At 45.2% G+C, this 22,609-nt stretch carries 19 protein-coding genes; 2 read left to right on the plus strand and 17 right to left on the minus strand.

Features of this window, described 5'->3' with window-relative positions; translation table 11 throughout:
- Window positions 1-617 precede the first annotated feature (617 nt).
- Window positions 618-935 carry a hypothetical protein gene (locus MHH46_RS24650; protein ID WP_405132527.1) on the plus strand — a complete coding sequence of 106 codons (318 nt, stop codon included), beginning with the start codon at window positions 618-620 and terminating at the stop codon, window positions 933-935.
- 118 nt (window positions 936-1,053) lie between these two features.
- Here the strand turns inward: MHH46_RS24650 and dnaJ are convergent, their stop codons facing one another.
- The 16 genes from dnaJ to gpr form a co-directional block, all read right to left on the minus strand.
- Window positions 1,054-2,178 carry a molecular chaperone DnaJ gene (gene dnaJ / locus MHH46_RS24655; protein ID WP_036677487.1) on the minus strand — a complete coding sequence of 375 codons (1,125 nt, stop codon included), beginning with the start codon at window positions 2,176-2,178 and terminating at the stop codon, window positions 1,054-1,056.
- 253 nt (window positions 2,179-2,431) lie between these two features.
- Window positions 2,432-4,279 carry a molecular chaperone DnaK gene (gene dnaK / locus MHH46_RS24660; protein ID WP_036677488.1) on the minus strand — a complete coding sequence of 616 codons (1,848 nt, stop codon included), beginning with the start codon at window positions 4,277-4,279 and terminating at the stop codon, window positions 2,432-2,434.
- Window positions 4,280-4,454: 175 nt separating this feature from the next.
- Window positions 4,455-5,036: a nucleotide exchange factor GrpE gene (gene grpE / locus MHH46_RS24665; protein ID WP_036677491.1), complete on the minus strand. Its 582-nt coding sequence runs from the start codon at window positions 5,034-5,036 to the stop codon at window positions 4,455-4,457.
- Between the two features lie 48 nt (window positions 5,037-5,084).
- Window positions 5,085-6,116, minus strand: a complete 1,032-nt coding sequence (gene hrcA / locus MHH46_RS24670; protein ID WP_036677493.1) for a heat-inducible transcriptional repressor HrcA — start codon at window positions 6,114-6,116, stop codon at window positions 5,085-5,087.
- 103 nt (window positions 6,117-6,219) lie between these two features.
- Entirely contained in the window at window positions 6,220-6,711 is a 492-nt protein-coding gene (locus MHH46_RS24675; RefSeq protein ID WP_051490987.1) for an N-acetyltransferase, read from the minus strand.
- Window positions 6,712-6,804: 93 nt separating this feature from the next.
- Window positions 6,805-7,977, minus strand: a complete 1,173-nt coding sequence (gene hemW, locus MHH46_RS24680) for a radical SAM family heme chaperone HemW (RefSeq protein WP_076105910.1) — start codon at window positions 7,975-7,977, stop codon at window positions 6,805-6,807.
- 185 nt (window positions 7,978-8,162) lie between these two features.
- The gene (locus MHH46_RS24685; protein ID WP_076193278.1) at window positions 8,163-10,439 is read right to left on the minus strand and encodes an FAD-dependent oxidoreductase; all 2,277 of its coding nucleotides are present in this window, start codon (window positions 10,437-10,439) and stop codon (window positions 8,163-8,165) included.
- A 19-nt stretch (window positions 10,440-10,458) separates the two neighbouring features.
- The gene (locus MHH46_RS24690; protein ID WP_076129699.1) at window positions 10,459-11,286 is read right to left on the minus strand and encodes a carbohydrate ABC transporter permease; all 828 of its coding nucleotides are present in this window, start codon (window positions 11,284-11,286) and stop codon (window positions 10,459-10,461) included.
- Window positions 11,287-11,349: 63 nt separating this feature from the next.
- Window positions 11,350-12,234, minus strand: a complete 885-nt coding sequence (locus MHH46_RS24695) for a carbohydrate ABC transporter permease (RefSeq protein ID WP_249267723.1) — start codon at window positions 12,232-12,234, stop codon at window positions 11,350-11,352.
- Window positions 12,235-12,325: 91 nt separating this feature from the next.
- Window positions 12,326-13,630, minus strand: coding sequence for an ABC transporter substrate-binding protein (locus MHH46_RS24700; RefSeq protein ID WP_076129697.1), 1,305 nt, complete (start codon window positions 13,628-13,630; stop codon window positions 12,326-12,328).
- 95 nt (window positions 13,631-13,725) lie between these two features.
- A complete protein-coding gene (locus MHH46_RS24705) occupies window positions 13,726-14,493 on the minus strand; it encodes a response regulator (protein ID WP_076141556.1) in 768 nt (255 codons plus the stop codon).
- On the minus strand, window positions 14,478-16,283 hold the full coding sequence (locus MHH46_RS24710) for a sensor histidine kinase (RefSeq protein WP_256717218.1): 1,806 nt from the start codon (window positions 16,281-16,283) through the stop codon (window positions 14,478-14,480). Before MHH46_RS24710 ends, MHH46_RS24705 begins: the two co-directional genes overlap by 16 nt.
- 105 nt (window positions 16,284-16,388) lie before the next feature.
- The gene (lepA, locus tag MHH46_RS24715) at window positions 16,389-18,203 is read right to left on the minus strand and encodes a translation elongation factor 4 (protein ID WP_036677511.1); all 1,815 of its coding nucleotides are present in this window, start codon (window positions 18,201-18,203) and stop codon (window positions 16,389-16,391) included.
- 140 nt (window positions 18,204-18,343) lie between these two features.
- Entirely contained in the window at window positions 18,344-18,829 is a 486-nt protein-coding gene (locus MHH46_RS24720; RefSeq protein ID WP_076185487.1) for a hypothetical protein, read from the minus strand.
- Between the two features lie 35 nt (window positions 18,830-18,864).
- The gene (locus MHH46_RS24725) at window positions 18,865-20,202 is read right to left on the minus strand and encodes a stage II sporulation protein P (protein ID WP_076129693.1); all 1,338 of its coding nucleotides are present in this window, start codon (window positions 20,200-20,202) and stop codon (window positions 18,865-18,867) included.
- A 156-nt stretch (window positions 20,203-20,358) separates the two neighbouring features.
- A complete protein-coding gene (gpr, locus tag MHH46_RS24730; protein ID WP_036677518.1) occupies window positions 20,359-21,360 on the minus strand; it encodes a GPR endopeptidase in 1,002 nt (333 codons plus the stop codon).
- A gap of 304 nt (window positions 21,361-21,664) precedes the next feature.
- Here gpr and rpsT point away from each other — a divergent pair, with 304 nt between their 5' ends.
- A complete protein-coding gene (rpsT, locus tag MHH46_RS24735) occupies window positions 21,665-21,937 on the plus strand; it encodes a 30S ribosomal protein S20 (protein WP_036677521.1) in 273 nt (90 codons plus the stop codon).
- A gap of 149 nt (window positions 21,938-22,086) precedes the next feature.
- Here the strand turns inward: rpsT and MHH46_RS24740 are convergent, their stop codons facing one another.
- On the minus strand, window positions 22,087-22,575 hold the full coding sequence (locus MHH46_RS24740; protein WP_076193273.1) for a hypothetical protein: 489 nt from the start codon (window positions 22,573-22,575) through the stop codon (window positions 22,087-22,089).
- Between the last annotated feature and the right edge of the window lie 34 nt (window positions 22,576-22,609).

Genomic DNA, 22,609 nt, shown 5'->3' on the forward strand with positions numbered 1-22,609 from the left:
CCATAGTCGCTATTAGCACGAAAGACACCAAATATGAGCACTTTTCTAGGCAATAGCTGCACTGGAGTCCGAAACTTGGCTCAAAAGGAGAAAAATGTACAAATAGCGTCAGCTGAGTCCGTATGCCTCCAGCGTCTTCCGGGTCCTATCCACTCGGATGATTATTCTCAGCGCTATCGGACACAGTTGTACTTAAACGCTGAATTATGCGCTATTTGCCATGCCAACGGACCCCATAGTCGCTATTAGCACAAAAAACACCAATCATGGGCACTTTTCTAGGCAATAGCTGCACTGGAGTCCGAAACTTCGCTCAAAAGGAGAAAAATGTGCAAATAGCGTCATCTGGGTCCGTATGCCTCCAGCGTCTTCCGGGTCCTATCCACGCAGAAGATTATGCTCGGCACTATCGGACACCGTTGCACTTAAACACTGGATTATGCGCTATTTGCCATGCCAACGGACCCCATAGTCGCTATTAGCACGAAAAACACCAAATATGAGCACTTTTCTAGGCAATAGCTGCACTGGAGTCCGAAACTTCGCTCAAAAGGAGAAAAATGTACAAATAGCGTCAGCTGAGTCCGCAAGCCCACCTAGATAATTCAAAGCATATAGTGTGTTTAAAAAAGCTGGAGACCAGTCGGGGGTTTCAAGGTTACAGGGTTCGCGGTTCGCGGTTCGCGGTTCGCGGTTCGCGGTTCGCGGTTCGCGGTTCGCGGTTCGGGGTTGCCGGGGTTGCCGGGGTTGCCGGGGTTGCCGGGGTTGCCGGGGTTGCCGGACTTGTCGGGGTCACCGGGGTTACCGAATTTACCGGGGTTACCGGGGTTACCAGGTTTACCGGGGTTACGGGATTGAACCAGTTAGCCAAACACGCAGAATTCCGCAGGTTCCAGCATCACAGCTCAACCAAAGAATTGCATGAGGTTAGTTAACTGGCCCTGCCCTAATCTCATGCCTGGACAAAAACGCAGAGCAGCGATCCCCCAAGAACGGGAGGTCGCTGCTCTGCTGTCTTTTTCTATTCATTTACTGAATGAATGAGTTAGGATATCAGTCCCCGCGAAACGCACGTTTCACACGATCAAAGAAGGACTGCTCGTGCTCATGTGTGTTTTCTCCGTTCAGAGAAGCGAACTGGCGTAGCAATTCTTTTTGCTCTTCATTGAGCTTGCTAGGTGTCACAACAATTACCCGTACATGCTGATCACCTTGGCCAGATCCACGCAGACGTGGAACACCTTTACCTTTGAGGCGGAAGAAAGTGCCTGTTTGCGTTCCGGCAGGAATCTTCAGCTTCACTTTTTCGGTTAAGGTTGGAATTTCAATCTCATCACCAAGTGCTGCCTGTGCAAACGTAAGCGGAACCTCGCACATAATATCATCGTTCTCACGCACGAAGAAATCATGCGATTTGACACGGATAACAATATACAAGTCTCCAGCAGGACCGCCGCGTAAGCCGCCTTCGCCTTCGCCAGTCATGCGCAGCTGTGCACCGTCATCAACACCGGCCGGGATACGCACATGGATCTTGCGTTGCTTTTTAACTTTACCCTGTCCGGCGCAAGTCGTACATTTTTCCTTAATAATCTTACCTGTACCACTGCAATGTGAACAAGGACGACGATTACGCATCTGTCCAAGCGGTGTATTCTGTACGAATTCCTGTTGTCCACTACCATGACATACGGAACAAGTCTCTGGTTTAGTGCCCGGTTTAGCCCCGGAGCCGTAGCAGGTATCGCAAGTTTCTGTACGTGGAATAGTAATATCGGTTTCTTTGCCGAATACCGCTTCCTTGAATTCAATGGTCATGGTATACTGCAAATCCCCACCGCGCTGCGGTGCGTTAGGATCACGGCGTCCGCCGCCTCCAAAGAACATATCAAAGATATCGCCAAGTCCTCCGAAGTCGCCACCACCGCCGCCTCCGAAGCCGCCCATACCTTGGTTAGGGTCAATATGGCCATATTGGTCATATCTAGCTCGCTGTTGTCCATCACTAAGAACATCATAAGCTTCTTTTACTTCCTTAAACTTAGCTTCAGCGTCATCTGCTTTATTCACGTCTGGGTGATATTGGCGCGCTAATTTCCGGTACGCTTTTTTCACCTCATCGTCTGAAGCATCTCTACTAAGGCCAAGCACTTCATAATAATCGCGTTTATCTGCCACTGCTTTCACCTCCGTGCATACATACTCAAATTCCTTATTACCTGTCAAACAAACCATTATACGATAAAACCTCAGGATCTGACCATCCAGATTCAGCGATGTTTATTCTTACAATATCAGAAGGCGCATTCGCAAAGAGTGTGCAATCTGATATTACAAAAGGAAAGTCAAAACACGGGATGACCCGGTTTTGACCTTCCCTTCTTAACTATATAAGAATTTATCAGTTTCCTATTACACTTATCGTATAAGGTTACCCTTGATTCTTATCTTCGTCAACAACCTCATAGTCAGCGTCAACTACATTATCTTTTTTAGGAGCGCCTTCAGCGGCTCCAGCGCCACCTTCAGCACCTTGCTCAGCTTGAGCAGCTTGTTCGTACAGCTTCATGGACAACTGTTGTACAATCTCAGTCAATGCTTCTGTAGCTGCATTGATTTCTTCAAGATTGTCAGTTTCAAGTGCTGCTTTAACTTTATCTTTAGCTTCATTTGCTTTTTCAACATCAGAAGCATCAGCTTTATCGCCAAGGTCTTTAATTACTTTTTCAGTAGAATACACGAGTTGGTCAGCACCGTTCTTCGCTTCTACCAGTTCTTTACGCTTACGGTCTTCCTCAGCGTGAAGCTCGGCATCCTTCATCATTTGTTCTACTTCTGCGTCGCTCAGGCCGCTGGAAGAAGTGATAGTGATTTTTTGGCTCTTGTTCGTGCCTTTATCTGTCGCAGATACATTTACGATACCGTTGGCATCAATATCGAAAGAAACTTCGATTTGTGGCACGCCACGTGGTGCTGGTGGAATCTCGTTCAGCATGAAACGTCCCAGTGTCTTGTTGCCATTTGCCATTTGACGCTCACCTTGCAGCACGTGAATCTCTACGCTAGGTTGGTTGTCAGCAAAGGTTGAGAATACTTGGGATTTGCTTGTAGGAATGGTAGTATTACGCTCGATCATCTTCGTGAACACGCCACCTGCAGTTTCAATACCCAGGGAAAGCGGAGTTACGTCAAGCAATACAACGTCTTTAACATCACCAGTCAATACACCCGCTTGAACAGCAGCACCAAGAGCTACTACTTCATCCGGATTCACACCTTTGTGTGGTTCTTTGCCAGTAAGCTTTTTGATAGCATCTTGTACAGCTGGGATACGTGTAGAACCACCAACCAGAACGATTCTAGTAAGGTCTGCAGGGGTCATGCCAGCATCAGACAATGCTTGACGAGTTGGTCCCAATGTACGTTCTACCAGACCAGCAGTCAGTTCATCAAATTTCGCACGAGTCAAGTTGATCTCTAAGTGCTGAGGTACGCCGTCAACCACAGTGATGAACGGAAGCGATACAGTTGTTGTCAGTACGCCTGACAATTCTTTTTTCGCTTTTTCAGCTGCATCTTTCAAACGTTGCACAGCAGATTTATCTTTGCTCAGATCAATGCCTTGCTCTTTTTTGAATTCGGATACCAGGTAATCCATAACCACTTGGTCAAAGTCGTCGCCACCCAGCTTGTTGTCGCCGCTTGTAGCTTTTACTTCGAAGAAGCCATCACCAAGTTCAAGGATGGATACGTCAAAAGTACCGCCACCAAGGTCATAGACTAGAATGGTTTGATCTTCGGATTTCTCCAGACCATATGCCAAAGCTGCTGCTGTTGGCTCGTTCACAATACGCAGAACTTCCAAACCTGCAATTTTACCTGCATCTTTGGTAGCTTGACGTTGGCTGTCATTAAAATAAGCAGGAACAGTGATAACTGCTTGAGTAACAGTTTGGCCAAGATAAGCCTCTGCATCGGATTTCAGCTTTTGCAGAATCATTGCCGAAATTTCTTGTGGGGAGTAGTCTTTACCATCAATGCTTTCTTTGTGGTTAGTACCCATGTGACGTTTAACAGAGCTGATCGTACGATCAGGGTTAGTAATTGCTTGGCGTTTAGCCGTTTCACCGACGATACGCTCGCCGTCTTTCTTAAAGCCTACAACCGAAGGGGTTGTACGCGCGCCTTCTGGGTTTGGAATTACTACGGCTTCGCCGCCTTCCATAACGGCAACGCAAGAGTTCGTGGTTCCTAAGTCAATACCGATAACTTTACTCACAATAATTTGCCTCCTCTAAAGTTATATGGAGCCTAAGCTCAATAAATTTATAAAAATATCAAAAAAATTCGATTGATAATAAACTATCCGGGCAACAGCCTGCAATCGGATAAATAGTAGGCAAAAGCACTGCTGCTTTATGGCGAGCAGAAACTGCCCGTCCTATATAGACAGACTACATGCTGACTTTGACCATGGCCGGACGAAGAACTCTATCTTTCAGAAGATATCCCTTTTGAACCTCTTCTGTAACGATCCCCTCTTCGTACTCCTCGCTCTCAACCTGCATAATAGCCTGATGGTATTCAGGATTAAAAGGCTGTCCTACTGTTTCCATAGCTGTAAGCCCCTCAGCCTTCAATACCCCATCCAGCTGACGGAAAATCATATTAACGCCCTTCGCGAAAGCTTCGGATTCAGGATTAGCTGGAGTAGTGACTAACGCACGCTCGAAATTGTCCAGCACGGAAAGCAATTCCGTCAGGAGCTTGGAGGTAGCATATTGAGCCAACTCTTCTTTTTCCTTCTGGGTACGACGACGGAAGTTATCAAAATCAGCTTGTGCACGCAGTGCACGACCTTGATATTCATCAGCAAGATCCTGTAGGCGTTTCACCTCAGCACCTGTATCTGAAGCACCTTCACTAACGTTTTCAGCTGTAAATGAGTCGGCATCTGAGACTACTTCAGCCACAGGCTCCTCATTGATCAATTCCTCTTTGAATTCATTAGAATCTTGAACTTGTTCCTTTTTCAAGTTGTCTTCACCTCCTTAAAATCATTCACGAAATCATGTTGACTCTGTTCACTTATACCAGTGCGCCAGCATCGCTGTCAAATCTCGGGATAAAATGCCCAAGATCCCCATCACTCTTGCATATTCCATACGGGTCGGCCCAAGGATCCCAATGCTTCCTAGTGCCTGCCCATCAAGTGAATAAGTGGCGGTGATCAGACTACAGTTAGCGAACGCTTCGTGATTGTTTTCTGTTCCTATTCGTACTTGAATACCTGTGCCACCCACTGTAGGGGCCAGCATTTTGAGCAGTGTCGGTGTCTCTTCCAGCAGATCAAGAATACTCTTCACCTTGTCTACGTCTTTGAACTCAGGCTGTGTCAGCATATTCGTTGCTCCGCTGAGATAGATGCGCTGCTCTTGATCGCTTTCCAGCGCGGTGTCCAGCACCTGCATTAATTCTTCATAATGTGAGATGTGACGCTGCATTTCTTCGCCAAGCTCGGAATAGAGCCGAGTCTTCAGCTTATAGAGTGGTACATTGACCAGTTTACTATTCAGTAGGTTAACCACTTTCTCCATCTCGGAAACAGAAATCTCCGGCGGAATGTTCACCGTACGATTCTCAACTTGCCCCGTACTTGTGACGATAATGGCCACAGCGGTTGTATCATCTAGTGGTAACAACTGAAAATGACGCAATGAAGTATGAAAAACCTCCGGTCCCAGCAGGATGGAAGTATAATTCGTCATATTGGAAAGAATCATCGCCGCATGTTGGATTACCTGCTCCATTGCATTTAGCTTCTCGGCAAAAAAAGCGCGGATCGTGCCCATTTCTGCCGTTTCGGCGGAATTCCACGGTACCAAATGATCCACATAATATCGGTATCCTTTATGGGAAGGAATTCTTCCCGCCGATGTATGAGGCTGCTCGAGATAACCTAAATCCTCTAGGTCAGCCATTTCATTTCGAATCGTAGCCGGACTGTATCCTACATCTCCCCGTTTAGAAATGCTGCGAGATCCTACTGGCTCTGCCGATGAAATATAATCATCCACAATTGCATTTAGTATCATTCTCTGGCGATCAGTTAACATGTTATTCCCTCCTATCGGCTGTGGCTCCGATTCGTTAGCACTCGACTCAGATGAGTGCTAACCACTAATACAAAAATACCAAACTGACATTGACATTGTCAAGTCAGTTCAGTATCTTAAGCACTGCTATTTCATCGCAGGCATGCTGCTTTTTACAATTCACGCAATCTGTCCATACTTTTTCAGGGAAAATCTCTTTCTGGACGACTTCAAATCCATTTCTAAGAAAAAAATCAACAGCATAGGTTAGTGCCATAACCTTTGGGATTTTCTGGTTCCTAGCTTCCTCGACCAGCTTCGCCAATATCATGGAGCCTACGCCTTTACCCTTACCTTCATCATTCAATCCAATTGAACGAATCTCTACGAGATCATTCCCGAGCTTGAAAAGTGAACCACAGCCTACGAATCTGCCTTCGATTTCGGCAACTACGAATTGATCGATCTGGCGTGTCAGCGCCTGCCGGGAACGGGGCAACATGATGCCGCGCTGGGCATACTCTTCTATCATTAGATACAATGGCTCAACGTCTTCTACCACAGCATTTCTACAAATCACCTGTGCGTCTCCCGCTGGAGACGAATGGCGAATCATTTCCGTCTTGGCAAGCACTTTGGTTCACCCCTCTGTTGATAATATGAATAAATATACAACAGAGTGAATTACAATTCAAGGGGTATTTTAAAATTAAACTTCTGTCAGGGCGCCTACAAATTCAGCAAAAACATCGTTCCCAAACAAGATTCCTTGCTTGCTGAGTCGGTAAACCCCTGCTTCTTGTTCCAACAGCCCTGCATGCAGCATTTTATGCAAGGATTTCTCGAATACTTCCTCTATTGAACGCCCGAATTGCGCCTGAAAAGCTTCATTAGAGACGCCCTCATGCATACGCAAGCCGACCATCATAAAGTCTTCCATCGCTTCTGCTTCTGAGATTGGGTATGCATCCAGTCGTGGCAGCCCTTTACGTGTGGCTTCTACATATGGATTTACGCCCTTAACATTAATATGCCGCTGACGTCCCACATATCCATGCGCTCCTGCTCCTAGACCATAATAATCTTCATTACGCCAGTAGGTGATATTATGGCGGCTCTCCATTCCTGGTTTCGCGAAGTTACTGATCTCGTATTGATTGTAACCCGCTTCCTTCATAGAGGACATCAACAGGAGGTACATTTGCAATTCATCTTCTTCATTAGGAAGAGGAAGCTTGTTCTTATTAAACAGCGTGTGAAAAAGAGTATTCTCCTCCACCTTCAAGCTGTAAATAGAATAGTGGGGTAGATCCAGCTCCAACGCCTTGCGGATACTTTCGCCCAACATCTCAACAGTTTGATTAGGCAGCCCAAACATCAGGTCAACCGAAAGATTATTTAGTCCAACTGCACGTGCATTCTCTAGGCTCCGGTATACATCATCTACATTATGAATCCGGCCGATGCCTGTGAGCAGCTCGTTCTGAAATGCTTGAACACCAAAGCTCACCCGGTTCACGCCGCCTTCTTTCATAACCGTCAGCTTGTCCAGATCCGTTGTTCCAGGGTTAGCTTCCATAGAAAACTCAATATCTTTATCCCAGTTGGGGAAATGCGTGCGAACAGACTTTAAGAAATAAGCCATTTCATCAGGTTTTAAAACAGTGGGTGTGCCTCCGCCGACGAAGATCGTTTTGATAACACCCGGAGGGGTGTTCTTGACGGTCTGCTCCATCTCTCGATCCAAAGCTTCGAGATAATCCATAACTGGCTGATCCTTGAGTACATAGGAATTGAAATCACAATAAAAGCACTTATTGGTACAAAAAGGGATATGAATGTATACAGCCTCAGGGGGACGGCCATTAGTCTTCGTTGTCATTAGCTGTCTCCTTTATATAAAAATATCGTTTGAATAGTGTAATCTAAAAAACAAGAAAAGGGAAGCCTGACAGCTTCCCTCCGAGGGCGTTCATTTATAGATGAACTCTATTTTATAATATAAGAAAGTATAAGTTTTACGTTATCCTATATATTTTGTATTTCCCGCAGAAACGGATACCGTCCCTATAAGGACGGCAAAGCCGTTGCTTCTTGATAAATCCGCATTTCCACAAGTTCGGCATGTACTCCACCGTTAGTTTCATGAATAACGATCCGGACAGCATCTGTAAGGACAGGCTTCTCTAATCGATGAACATTTTTCCGGCGATGGTTATCTTTGACACGGAGCATGACTTGCCACGCGCCATCAATGAGCAGCTCTACATCATAGTTCTTTACCAGTTCAGGAATCACTAGAAATGGCGTTTCATGGTGATGTAAGTTGATGAGATCTTCATTGACATCATCATTAAAGGTGAAATGGATTTCGGAGACTGGAACAGCATCCGGGAGACGCGCCTCTACCCACTCCGATCTACCCGCGGTCATCGGCTCAGAAACCCAGCTATGCGGTCCCGCGAAAGGTCGAACATACCCATCAATGACTTTAGATGCAGCATATGCCGATGTTTCTACTGCAAAGCAGAAATGCCTGCGTACAAGTTGTTTCATGCTCCACTCTATCACCGGCTGATCTGGCTGATGATCTTCCAGCGCTGAATCAACAACGGATTTAGCACCGCGCTCAAATGTAATGACACCTGTGATTGGGGTTTCTGAAATATGAAATTGAAGGTGTTCATTAGCTCGAATAATAGCGAAGATATTACATTCGCCGATAAGACTACATTTCTCCTCTTGTATCGGAACTTCAATCCATTGCTGCTCTCCAGCCTTTACTGTTATAAAATCAACCTGTTTGCACTCCGCCGGCACGTAATTTTCCGCGCGTCCAGTCGTCCAGATCTCCACGGTCAGCTGCGTCTGAATAGTTGCTGACACAAGCAGCCTTAACCCACGGATACTTCCTTCAACCGGAAACAAAATCCCTACATCATGAGAAAGCTCATAAGCTTCGGCTGGACGATCCAGCAGGATACCATTCAACGTGCTGGATGCATGAATCTCGCTTTTTCTGGCGAGGTCCAGTGGATCTTCGTTACGTAATCCAATAATCGAAGCATCTTGCTTCAACATCACCTGTTGTAATTCATGCATATGATGCTCGCGAATTACACGTGGAGTCACACCTTTGATGACGGATAAAGCGGCACCTGCTCCAGCTGCTTCACCCATGATCGCACAGGTTGCCATAACACGTGTGGTTCCAAAAGCCACATGAGATGCACTGATATTACGACCCGCGAAGAATAGATTCCGCACATTCTTCGAATATAGCGAACCAAATGGAATATGGTAGATCCCGTCCGCATGCAGATGCTTGGAGCCACTCTCTTCTGCGTACATCCCTTGCGGTGGATGCAGATCAATCGACCATCCTCCGAATCCAATCCGGTCTGCAAATTCACGCTGCGCAAGAATATCATTTTGCGTTAAGATCGTATCGCCAACAAACCGTCTGTATTCACGTTTACCCGGAATTGAGCCAACCCACTCCAGCGTCATATTTTCGGCATCAAAATGACCTGAGTTTTTAATGTAATCCCAAATCCCATAAATAACAGAGGATAGTTCATCACGTATACGTTCATTCTCATCCACCGTATCAAGCTCGCCGCCCCACTCAATCCACCAGTAGTGACAGCCTGAATCCCCACTCCGAATGACCCGGCGGATCGGGATAGACGTTGTTGTAATATCCTTCGCGAATGAGGGTGCAACATAACGTACCGGTTTTCCAGTATCCTGTGTATAGAATAATAATGTACTGCCTAATGTAATATTATCAGGCACTTCTGGTGCCCATTCCTCATTAAATTCATGACGGGCTTCACGTCCTAATCGGAAATCCGCTCCTGCTAGGAAGCCCACTAAACCATCACCCGTACAATCGATGAAAGCATCGCTCTCGAACGTGATTAAACGCTCAGATCCCATCATCCAGCCGGTCACACTCTGAATCGTACGCTCCTCTGCCTCACCTTCCGCTTCCACTTCACGTACATCGGTATTTAGGAACAAGCTGATATTCGATTCTGCCTTCACCGCTTCGAGCAAGGTTAGATCCCATAGATATGGATTCCCTTCCGGGTTCCGGTATTGATTCTCGATGAACAGCTCACCCATAATGCCTGTCTCCCGTGCATAGCGATTTACACCATGTCCTGTTGCACCACATACCCATACCCGAACCTCTGAACTCGAGTTACCACCAAGTACAGGACGATTCTGTACCAGTGCTACCTTTAACCCAAGACGTGCTGCAGCAATCGCCGCGTTCATCCCTGCAAGTCCACCCCCGACCACTGTCACATCGGATTTAACCGTTTCTGTTCTCATGTCAGTATCCCTCCTATAGTTAGCCTTTCACAGCCGAGCTAGAAATCCCTTGAATAATATATTTCTGACCTATGAAGAAGATAACAATCATTGGAATGATCGCAGCCGACGAAGCGGCCATCATCCCGTTGTAATCCACATTGTTCTCAAGAATAAAATTCTGCAATCCAAGCGGAATGGTATATAGCTTAGGGCTCTGCAAAAATACAAGCGCATTCTCATAATCATTCCATTGCCAGGAGAAATCAAGAATAGCAAACGTAGCGATTGCCGGCTTCGCTAATGGCAGAATTAAGCGGAAAAATATTTTGTAATGCCCGGCTCCATCCAGAAAAGCAGATTCCGTGATTTCCTTAGGAATGCCCATGAAGAACTGCCGAAGCATAAATACACCGAAGATCGAGAACATGGCTGGAAGGATTAGGGCCAAATGCGTATTGTAAATCCCAACCCAGTTAAACATGATAAACTTAGGAACAAAAAGCACCTGCGGTGGAACCATCATCATGGATAGATATATGACAAATAGGCCATCCCGCCCTTTAAACGAAGTACGTGAAAATCCGTAAGCGGCAAGGGCAGATAGAAACACAGCTCCCGCAGTCCCAATAATCGATATCTTAAGTGAATTTAAATAATACGGAACAAAATCATAACTTCCTGTCCACACCCGAATATGATTGCTCCAGTTGAGAGATGAAGGCAGCCATTCGTTAAACACCTCGGCAGGTGTCTGAAAAGATGTGCTGAGCATCCATAGAAAAGGCACAATCATAAATAGTCCTAGAACAAACATGATGATCGTCACTGGCAGCTTCACCTTCATGTTTCCTGCTTTTTCATTCATACCGCCTGCTCCTTTAATTTATGGTTTCGGGGCCTCCCGCAAAGCTCCACTTTGTGGGTTTAATTAGTAATGAACCCAGCGCTTTTGGCCGATCCACTGAATGACTGTAATGACGAGAATGACGGCGAACAAGAACCATGAAATGACTGAAGCATATCCCATATCGTAATAACTGAATGCTGTTTTATAAACGAATAGTGATAAGACCGTCGTACTTCCGCTAGGTCCTCCAGCCGTAATGGCTTGAATAATCGAGAACGATTTCATCGTCATAATTAATCCGGTAATCATTAATAAAAAAGTTGTTGGACTAACAAGAGGCCATACAATTTTCCATGTTGTTTTAAATGTGCTTGCACCATCGATCCGGGCAGCTTCCAGCTGTTCTGTCGAAATTTCCTGTAGTGCTGCTAAATATATGATCATATTGTAGCCAAGCATCAGCCAGATCTGTACGATATCAATGGCATACATTGCGGTTTCCGTATCCGCAAACCACCCTGGCGGCGATGTTATGCCAATCCAGCGAAGCAGTTCATTGATGGGTCCCTGTGAAGGCTGAAATAGCAGCATCCAGACAAATGCAACGGCTACTCCACTAGAGATATACGGCAGGAAAAACATTCCACGCAATAATCCTTTAAGATACACACTGCGGTTTAGAAATAGCGCCACAATAAAAGCGAGCACCATCGATACTGGAACCGATATCAGGAATATCACCGTATATTTGATCGAGGCATAGAAATTATCGTCATGGAACAACCGTTTGAGATTATCCAGCCCGGTAAATTGCCAATTCGGATTTGAAAATTGATAATTCGTAAACATCAGGACAAAGGAAAAGATTGCAGGAATCACAAAGAATAAGAGAATACCAATCATATTCGGGAGAATAAAAGTCATGCCGATCCAGCCTTGTCTGTCCATCCAGCTTCTCCGCTTCACGGTATCGCCGCCTTTCGTATGCTGAAAAATGGGTACACGAAAGAGAAGAACGAAGAATTCTTCCTCCTTCTCTTTTGTGCCAGCTATTTCTTTATTTCATTAACTCTTGCGAACGGGTTTGCATATTTTTCATCGTGGTATCAATATCTTGCTTATTTAAGAAGTATTTTTCATACTCTTCTTTACGTGCATCAATGGCTTGTTGAGGTACATTTAGCTGGAAGGATGGGAATTTGCCGAATACAATATTATTCATTGAATCTGTATCATATTTGTCTTCTACACCATTCAAGAGAAGGCTCATCGCTTCCTTACTGTCCACACTCTTAGAGGCTGGAATACGACCCCCGCTTGCCATTGGCAGCATACCGCCATCCGCATACCATTTTGCGAACTCCCAAGCCGCATCCAGGTTCTTGGACTTTGCATTAAGAGCAAGCATGTCGCCCACACCGCCCGAATATTTATAATCCTTTTGATCTTTATTCACTTTTGGAATAGCGGCGAACGCGGTTTTGAAATCATGCGGATAGTCCTTCAAGTTGTTCGCATTGCGGAAAATAAACTCACCTGCTGCCAGCATTGCCGCTTTGCCTTGCAGGAACATGGTGTCAACCGGCATTTTACTGGTCAGCTGCTCCCCATATTCCGGTGTGGATTTGTCCACGAACATCATGTTATGCAATATTTCCAGTTGCTGTTTCCAGAGATCATTTCCAAAGTTTGAAGTACCATCCGCCTGTTTCACACCCATTCCAGCAAGCGTACCGTCCATCGTTGTTGCGAAGGAGGAATCTGCCTGCAATAATCCGTACACACCAGGTTTCGTTAGCTTCTTCGCATACTCCTCAAGATCTGACCAAGTCCAGTCCACCGCAGGAATCGGTAATCCTGCTGCATCCAGCATATCTTTGTTCAACCATACAAACGCCATGTTTTTCTTTGTAGGAATCCCATAGTATTTATCATTGATTTTCCACATCGCTGCGTCCTCGCCGATCTGGCTGTCGATATCATAATCTGTTTTCGTGCTTAGATCCAAGGCAACGCCTGCATCCATACGTTTCTGTAAATGAGCAAGATCGTAGTTCATGAAAAGGTCTATGTTTTGATTGGTCATCAAAGCAGTGTCCAGCTTTAAGTTGCCTGCATCGTCATTTACATTACGGATATACTCGACCTGAATATCTGGATGATCTTTATTCCAGTTATCAACTACAGCTTGAGGCCCGGCTTCTGCAGGAACTGCCCCCCACATCGTAAGCTTTATTTTCTCCTTTGCTGGTTCTCCATTTGCACTGCCCTGCGATGCATTACTTCCACCACTCCCACAACCAGCCAGCATCGTACCTGCTAATAAGACAGAAAGCACTGCAGGATACCACTTTTTCTTCATAGATAGCTTCCCCCTTGGAAGGATTATGTGTTGTGCTCTACATCTATAACTTTATCATCAGAGCGGATTCTGGGGGATGAACTACATTTGGGAACTTATAGAACGTTTTTTGGTTCTTTACGGAATTCATTTGGCGTGACACCACACCACTTTTTGAAGATTTTTATAAAATAATTATCGTTCTCAAAGCCTACTTGCTGCCCAATCTCGCTAATTGTTAGCTTCGTTTCTGCAAGCAGCATTTTCCCAGCCTGAATCCGACGCTCTTGAATATAATTGGTCAACGTTTTCCCTGTCTTTTTCTTGAATAAGTCACTTATATAGCTGGCATCCATCCGGATCAACTCTGACATGGATTTGAGCGAGATGTCCTCAGCATAATGTTCTTCAATATAAGCTATAATTTTGTTCATCTCCACATGATCTGTCGGTCCCGTTTGTTGCTTCTCAGGAAACCATTTATCGGCCTTCTTCATCTTCACCATTCGCTCCAGCTCGGCCTGAACCTTACCCATAGTCTGCTTCAAACCTTGGAGATCTAAAGATAACTTCAAAATGTAGTCCGAAGCCCCAAAAACGAGCGCCTGCCGGGCGTATTCAAATTCACTCAATGCGGTCAACATTACAAACCGGCAGTCGAAGCCTTCCTCTCGCGCAATTTGAAGAAGCTTCACCCCATCCATCACTGGCATATTGATATCCGTCACTACCACATCAGGCTGCAGCTCACGAATCATTTGCAAGCCTACTTCTCCATTCTCCGCCTCACCTATAATTTCAAACGGAATTCCAGCCTTTAAGAATAGCTTCCGTATACTTTTAACCGCAGGTTGTTCATCATCCACAATTAACGTTCTCCACATGTGAGCTTACCTCCATCGTAAGGTTTTGAAATAAGGAATGGAAAATGGATGATCACTTCAGTTCCTGTATCCGAAGATACAATGTCCATACCTGTCCGTTGATTCTTAAACAACAGCTCTAAGCTCTCCCTAATATTCTGAACACCGATTCCTTTACGTTTCCGTGTAGCCTTATTCAGCTGTGCTCTTTCTATCCCCATGCCGTTATCTCTAACCTGCAGATACAGCTGTTGCTCAGTCACTTTAGCGGAGATATCAATTCTCCCTTGTTTTACAGACTGACCGAAGCCGTGAATCAAGCTATTTTCAATTAAGGGCTGCAGACAAAATTTAGGGATTAATGCGTATTGCAGTTCCTCGTTGATATCATATTGAATTTCAATCCCATGTCCAAAACGTTGCCGCTGTATCTCCATGTAAGATTCTATTAGTACGATTTCATCCTTTAACAGGATCAAATCGACTTCAGTATTTAAGGTTGTCTCCAATATTTTTCCTAGTGCAACACAAATTCCATAAATTTCATCATCATCTTTATCTAAGGCAATGCTCTTTATCGTATTCAATGTATTTAGTAGAAAATGCGGGTTCATCTGCGAAAGTAATACCTGAAATCGAACGAATTGCTTCTGTTTTTCTTCAAGCTGAAGTCGCTGTAACAGCTCATTTAAATCATGGATCATGATATTGAAACTCTGAGTCAGGGCAAGAATCTCTCCCCGCCCTTGCTCGGGTAATTTCATTTTGAGATTCGTCTTAGCGGTCATTTCCATCTTCTTCTGTAGCTTCTTAAGCGGTACTGTAATCGTCGATGATATGAAATAAGTTAATAGAACAAATAGCAGCAGAATGATTCCAAATCCACCAAAAAACCGTCGTTTCTGCTTGTCTACCTCAAGAAATAGCTGTGCTAGCTGCACCTTTTTAACAACGTAGCCATTTAACTCCTCGATGTAGCTGTATGTGTATAAACTTTCCTCCTTCGGATCGACAATGGATGCAGCACGCCCCGTCTGCCGCTGGTTGGCACTCTTCACAATACTCTGCGCAATATCAGGGGAAAAAGTCTCATCCTTAAGCGGATTAAGCATCACACCCCCCAAGGCATCGAGTAGAAATAAAGCCCCTTCCTGTTTACTCCCTAACGTTGATCTGGTAAACCACTCCTCATAATCGATACTTAATCTTGCATAGGCATAAATATTCAAACCATTATCACGCATAACCTCATAGAGACTAAGCATTTTCTTACTTGTTGTACTTTCCCGGACCACATTATTCTTGTCATTCGGATTCCATATATATCGATTCGTTCCTTCTCGCTTCAAGGCTTGAACCCAATCCTCCGATTGGATTTCGTCGTAGCTCAAGGTTTCCTTTGGCATAAAGGAAGTGTATGCGTTTCCATGAAGATCGATTAATGTATAATACACCGTCGCTCCACTCATAAAGAATGTATTTTCAATCGCTCCAAACTTGTTTTCAACGAGTTTTTTTCTCGTGATTTCATCAGATTGCTCGGGATTCTTCATTATCGATAAAATCGTCGTATCTTGTTCGAGTAATGACCCTGTTTTCATCACGAGACTCATGAGATCAACAAAACCATTCTTAATACCAATAAGCTGCTCTATGTTCTTCGTTTCCGCATTATCCTGCAGCATTTGTTCTGTCTCTTTAAAGTTATATAGAACGAGTATGGCAATGGGTGTTAGTACCAACAGCAAGAAGGCTAACAAAATCCGATTCTTAAAGGTACTTGGCGTAAGTTTCAAATATAATCGCTTCACGAGGACTCCCCTCACTTTGTATGTGCTTACAATCCTTCCCCCTATTGTAATCTGCTCCTGCTTAAAAAAATAGAGCCGGGATATTCTCCCGGCTCTACCTATTTTCTACTCATCGATCTTCAGTACTGCCATAAACGCTTCTTGTGGTACTTCTACACTACCCACTTGCTTCATGCGTTTCTTACCTTCTTTTTGCTTCTCCAGCAGCTTCCGTTTACGGGAAATATCGCCGCCGTAACATTTAGCAAGTACGTTTTTGCGCATCGCCTTAACGGTTTCACGCGCAACCACCTTCGTACCCACAGAGGCTTGAATCGGCACTTCGAACATTTGACGCGGGATAATCCCCCGCAGCTTCTCACAAATGATACGTCCGCGGTTGTAGGCACGATCGCGGTGAACGATAAAGGACAAGGCATCGACCTGCTCATTGTTAAGCAAGATATCCATCTTGACCAGATTCGAACGACGGTATCCACAAATTTCATAGTCGTAAGAAGCATATCCTTTCGTACCGGATTTCAACTGATCAAAGAAATCATAAACGATCTCTGACAGCGGAATCTCGTACGTAATCGTTACACGATTAGTATCTAGATATTCCATATTTACGAACTCGCCGCGTTTGTTCTGGCACAGCTCCATTACAGTACCCACGAAGTCGTTAGGCACAATGATCGCTGCTTTAACATACGGCTCTTCAATGTAGTCAATCGTACCGATCTCCGGATAATGTGACGGGTTGTCGATTTGGATCATTTCGCCATTGGTCAGCATAATTCGGTAAATAACACTCGGTGCTGTTGTGATTAGCGGCAAATTGAACTCGCGCTCAATCCGCTCTTGAATGATCTCCATATGCAAGAGTCCAAGGAAACCGCAACGGAAACCAAATCCAAGCGCGCTTGAACTTTCCGGCTCAAAGCTTAGCGAAGCATCATTCAGCTGGAGCTTCTCCAGCGCCTCACGAAGATCGTTATAATCGGAGGTCTCAATCGGATACAACCCGCAATAGACCATCGGGTTGATCTTACGGTAACCTGGAAGCGGCTCAGCAGTAGGATTCTTTGCGTCAGTGACAGTATCACCGACACGGGTATCTCCAACATGCTTGATCCCAGCTACGATAAAGCCAACATCACCGATGTTCAATTCATCGACAATGGTCATACGTGGCATAAATGCGCCAACTTCAATGACCTCGAAGGTCTTCTCAGTTGCCATCATCTTAATCTTCGAACCTGCACGGATCTTCCCGTCCATTACGCGCACATAGACGATAACGCCTTTGTAAGGATCGTAGTGAGAGTCAAAGATCAATGCTTTAAGCGGCTCTTCTGAATTACCGGATGGCGCAGGAACCTGCTTCACCACCTGCTCCAGAATTTCCTTGATTCCGATACCGGCTTTGGCAGATGCCATAACCGCTTCACTGGTATCCAGCCCGATAACATCCTCAATCTCCTGCTTTACCCGGTCAGGGTCAGCGTTTGGCAAATCAATTTTGTTGAGCACAGGTAGGATTTCCAGGTTATTATCCAGTGCTAAATACACATTGGCCAGCGTCTGTGCTTCAATTCCTTGAGCCGCATCCACAACCAGCAGTGCGCCTTCACATGCTGCAAGACTGCGGGAAACTTCATAGGTGAAATCGACGTGCCCCGGTGTATCAATCAAGTTGAGATAATACTCTACACCATCGTCTGCACGATAGGTTAAACGCACGGCTTGCAGCTTTATTGTGATACCACGTTCGCGCTCCAGATCCATCTGATCGAGTACCTGTTCCTGCATTTCACGCGTGGTTAGTGCCCCCGTGTATTCCAAAATGCGGTCAGCTAGTGTCGATTTACCATGGTCTATATGTGCAATAATCGAGAAATTGCGAATTTGTTGTTGTCTTTTCTGAACGTCAGTCATTCCTTACCCCCACAGACAGCCTGATATTAATCCACTTATTATAACAGTACAAGCTTACTCCATCAATCCCGCGCTGGCCCAAAACAAAAGAAACAGCTATACACGATCCCGTGAAATAACCGTTTCTTCTAAATTTGCTGTTAATTTTCTGCCGAAGCGAACAATGAAACTACCCAGCGGATTCCCTTCTGGGAAGCCTGCTGCAAGAGACCTGCCGTCTTATCTGCCAGAACATCAACTGTAGGCTTTTGCTCCTCAGGAATTAGAATTTGCTCCGGAGATTTCGTACTATAATCATCCACAACTTGCTGAGGAGGATCTGCGGCTGGCGTTGTATTGCTATTTTGAGGCAAAGGAGAGACGGCCGTATATGCACCTGTGACAGGATCGATCACCATTGGCACATATACATAAGTCTGCCCACCCTGTGTCACACCATTCTTTTGCAGTTGTGGCTGTGGCTGCATGCCTGTTACTTGACTGGTGGGTGTAGTCGGGCTGGCATTCCAGCCGGGCAGAATCTTAGAGACTGTTGAACCACCGCTTCCGCCGAACTGCATCCCTAAGAGGATGCCAATCCCTGCCCAAATCCCGACCATAACCAGTTTTTTTCCGAAACGCGACATGTACACCACTCCTTTTTAATCCTTGGTAATTTATTTTAAGAAGCTCCGTTTGATTTCTTTGGTGTTGTAGTGGGATTCGCCACTTTTTCAGGTGCGTTCACCTTCTCAGCGTCATGACTGCTCCAGTAAACATCAGCGATAGCATCCGCCAAAATATCAGCCGTACGCTTTAATTCCTCAGCCGAATTATCAATTCCGCCCACTTCAATCAAAACACTATTAGGAGAGAGGGTCTGATTGTACTCCCCGTTATTTCCTTTACCCGCAGCTTTTCCCCATATCCCACGAGATATTCCCGGGTAATTCTTTTCAAGCTGTTGATGAATCTTATTGGCAAACTCTTCGTTCTTCTTCCAGTCTTTATTTGCATGTCCAATGATAAAATAGACCTGTGCATAGCTTTTCCCGTCAATAACAGCTGTTGTTTTGCTATGACGCTGCGAATCGCGGTGAATGTCGATAAAACTATCCATTTCCTCATTTGCGCTGAGTGCTGATTTAACCAAGATCCGGGAATATTTATAGGAAAAGTTCCAGTTATAGTCGGTGATTTTGGTTGGAAAATCTTCTTTGGCATGAACCGTACCAATCCCGAGCTGTTCCAGTCTTTTCGTAATATATGATCCTACCAGCATTACATTTTTAGTTGAAACTCCAGAGCTGGGATTTTCATTTGCTGCCCCTAACAGAGGGTTGTAGGCCTCTCTAGGATGTGAATGATAGATTAGAATCCGTTTGATCGAGGTATCCTTAGTGCTGTCTGTGCCGCTTTGCGGATCACTCTTATCCGTCCCTTCCTCCGCTGATGGTTCAGGGGATGGTGCAACCGTCGCTTCAGGCTGCTGTGTTGTAGTATCTCCATGCTTGTCCCCTTCGTCCGGAACAGAAGTTTCTGCATCTTCACCACCCTCAGCCAGTTCATCAGTCCCAGGATGATAATCCACTGGTGCTCCTGTAGATCCACCTGAACCTTTCCGCAAAAGAAATGGATCATCCGCCGCCATCCCCGGCACTTCACGAGAGACTAGACTCTTAGGGTCACCTGGATTCACGCTGGTCAGCAACTGAAATACGAAAGAAGTTACCTTTTCACCTGAAAAAGCGGAAGGCTCTTTACCCTGCGGTAAATGCGGCACCTCCATCCCCAGCAGCTCCATGAAAAAACCACTAGACAGAGAGGCAGCAAGCCCCTTCATTGAAGGAATGGGTGAAGAGCTAAGCTTCTGTCCGGCCAATCCACCGGCTCCAAGCAGCATAAAAAATACTAGCGAACCTCCGGCCAACAGCAGCATCGTTCTCCCCAGCGATAAAACATCCAGCATTTTTCCCCTTAAACGGCCGATGTTCCAAAGCTGAAACCATTTTTTATTCATTGTAGTTATGTCCTCCTCCAGCCCTCTGTAATCTCTTATACTCCAAATCTATGAGCGCAAGAGCAATACTAGAACCGAAAATGAGAGAATAGACATAAAGCCCGTACAGGATACCTTAATTCAGCATCCCGCCGGGCTAAACAAACCATAATTCAGTTAGTGGGTATACGCGCCAACATTCTCAGGATCAACCGCATCATGTAAAGCCGCATTCAGACCACTGGCCACAATATTCGCGATCCCTTCAATAAATTCATCGATTTCCTTGGGAGTGACAATCAAATCGTGCCCCAGAGGTTCAAGCACTTCCTTCACTAATGACAAGCGTTCCTGCTCAGAGATATCGTCCAGCATCCCCATGATTTCCTTCGTATGGTTTGCTCCTTGCCCGAAGTGATTTTTCATCATCTCCAGCACATTATTTACAATAGTTGAGGCATAGCAGACAGTGGGCACTCCGATTGCGATACAAGGAACACCCAGAATTTCTTGGGTTAATCCACGTCGCTTGTTGCCAATTCCCGAACCGGGATGGATCCCAATGTCGGCAATTTGAATCGTCGTATTGATACGCTCCAGTGACCGGGATGCCAACGCATCTATGGCGATAATAAGCTCAGGTTTCGTCCGATCCACGATTCCCTGCACGACTTCACTCGACTCAATTCCAGTCAGCCCAAGCACTCCAGGAGCAATAGCGCTCACCTTACGATAACCAGGGGAGATCTGATCCGGAACCAGTTCATAGAACTGCCGCGTAATGAGTGAGTTCTCCACCACCAACGGACCCAGTGAATCCGGTGTAACATTCCAGTTACCAAGACCAACAATCAACACAGATGCATCCTTGCCAATCCCAATTCTGATCAAAAAGTCCTCAAATTCGCGGGCAAAAACTTCTGCCACCTTTTGCTGCAAGCCTGTATCTCCGCCACGCAGAGCGGGTACCTCAAGGGTTACATAGTTGCCAATTGCGCGTCCTATTGCCTGTGATCCGGCAGCATTAGCTACACCAAGACGGGTCACTTTAATCCCATCAGACTCTTCCACTTCTTCGTTCACACCAGGGATCGGCGTTCGTTGTGGGCCTTGAGCCATTTCCTTTGCCTCTAATGCCAAATCGGTGCGCACAGAATATAGCTGCAGATCCGGTTCCATTGTGTACCAGCCTCCTAAAAGTTTTGTAAGCATACACTTCCATGAATTACTTCGAACAAAACTCACTTCGAAAGCAGCTGCTTAGTTTTGTAAGCATACACTTCCATGAGTTCATCCTCATTTGGCAAGCTTCTGCCTATGCTCTTTTGTCGATAGTGTGCGAGAGAAAGCCAATGTTTATGCAGGATACGGAGGTTTAATTTGAAAGCTTTAAGTATTGCTTTTTGCTACCGGTCATGCTAAACTATTTTAAGTTGTGAATCATTTGATAATGATTTCGAATGTCTTACAGGAGGTGAATGCAATGCCAAATATTAAATCCGCGGTTAAACGCGTAAACACGAACGAAAAACGCCGTGCACTGAATGCTTCCCAAAAATCCGCGCTTCGTACAGCTGTGAAAACTGCTGATGTAGCTCTGACTGGTACGGAAGTAGAAACTGCTCAAGCTGCTTTCCTAGCTGCTTCCAAAAAGCTGGACAAGGCCGTAAGTAAAGGTCTGGTTCATAAAAATGCGGCTGCCCGCAAAAAATCCCGCTTGGCGAAGAAATTGAACGCTCTTACGGCTCAAGCCTAAGACGACATTCATAATGAGCAATTGAAGAACCTGACCGCTATGTTTCATACGGTTAGGTTTTTTTGTGTCTATTAATTAATAATAAGTAGTGTTTAAGAGATGTTTATTAAATGAAAGAAGACCGCCTCAGAGAGGCGGTCTTCTTTCATTTATTTATTCTCTTTTTTCATTTCATAATAGTTACCATCCCATAAAAAAATCATCGTTTGATCGTCTTTAACAATAAAACTGCTGCCGGGATTCGTCCAATTATTTATAGATACCGTCTTAACCGATTCCGTCTCGATGCCAAGGTCACTTAATTCATTTCTGTATTCGTTAAAAAAGTCATCCTTTGTAATGCTCTCTTCTTTATATTCAGGGTTCATAATTTCATCTTTATCAAAAGATGCCTTTTCTTGCGAATAAGTTACCCGCATGCCAATAAGCTTTTCATCCTCCGCTGCCGAGACAGGTGTAGAACCTACTAGACCTTGTACACTCCATTCCCCAAAATAAGAAGGTGCATCTGCAGAGGTATTCGTATTCGCAGGCGACTCAGAAGCTGAACCTGACGGTGAATTAGTATCCGTTTTGCCACAGGAACTAATTAATAGAACGAGTAACAGCAGTGCCGAATATTGAAATATTCTTTTCATAGTCAGATCATCTCCAATACTTTTTCCCCTTCTT

Origin of the sequence: Paenibacillus sp. FSL H8-0175 (genome assembly GCF_045040615.1) — a bacterium.
Classification (GTDB): Bacteria; Bacillota; Bacilli; order Paenibacillales; family Paenibacillaceae; genus Paenibacillus_AQ; species Paenibacillus_AQ odorifer.

What these genes read in the sequence shown, in the direction of transcription:
- hrcA (WP_036677493.1), bottom strand. Translation starts at nt 6,116, where the DNA reads ATGTTAACTGATCGCCAGAGAATGATACTAAATGCAATTGTGGATGAT.
- MHH46_RS24675 (WP_051490987.1), bottom strand. Translation starts at nt 6,711, where the DNA reads ATGATTCGCCATTCGTCTCCAGCGGGAGACGCACAGGTGATTTGTAGA.
- hemW (WP_076105910.1), bottom strand. Translation starts at nt 7,977, where the DNA reads ATGACAACGAAGACTAATGGCCGTCCCCCTGAGGCTGTATACATTCAT.
- MHH46_RS24685 (WP_076193278.1), bottom strand. Translation starts at nt 10,439, where the DNA reads ATGAGAACAGAAACGGTTAAATCCGATGTGACAGTGGTCGGGGGTGGA.
- MHH46_RS24690 (WP_076129699.1), bottom strand. Translation starts at nt 11,286, where the DNA reads ATGAATGAAAAAGCAGGAAACATGAAGGTGAAGCTGCCAGTGACGATC.
- MHH46_RS24700 (WP_076129697.1), bottom strand. Translation starts at nt 13,630, where the DNA reads ATGAAGAAAAAGTGGTATCCTGCAGTGCTTTCTGTCTTATTAGCAGGT.
- MHH46_RS24705 (WP_076141556.1), bottom strand. Translation starts at nt 14,493, where the DNA reads ATGTGGAGAACGTTAATTGTGGATGATGAACAACCTGCGGTTAAAAGT.
- lepA (WP_036677511.1), bottom strand. Translation starts at nt 18,203, where the DNA reads ATGACTGACGTTCAGAAAAGACAACAACAAATTCGCAATTTCTCGATT.
- MHH46_RS24720 (WP_076185487.1), bottom strand. Translation starts at nt 18,829, where the DNA reads ATGTCGCGTTTCGGAAAAAAACTGGTTATGGTCGGGATTTGGGCAGGG.
- MHH46_RS24725 (WP_076129693.1), bottom strand. Translation starts at nt 20,202, where the DNA reads ATGAATAAAAAATGGTTTCAGCTTTGGAACATCGGCCGTTTAAGGGGA.
- gpr (WP_036677518.1), bottom strand. Translation starts at nt 21,360, where the DNA reads ATGGAACCGGATCTGCAGCTATATTCTGTGCGCACCGATTTGGCATTA.
- rpsT (WP_036677521.1), top strand. Translation starts at nt 21,665, where the DNA reads ATGCCAAATATTAAATCCGCGGTTAAACGCGTAAACACGAACGAAAAA.
- MHH46_RS24740 (WP_076193273.1), bottom strand. Translation starts at nt 22,575, where the DNA reads ATGAAAAGAATATTTCAATATTCGGCACTGCTGTTACTCGTTCTATTA.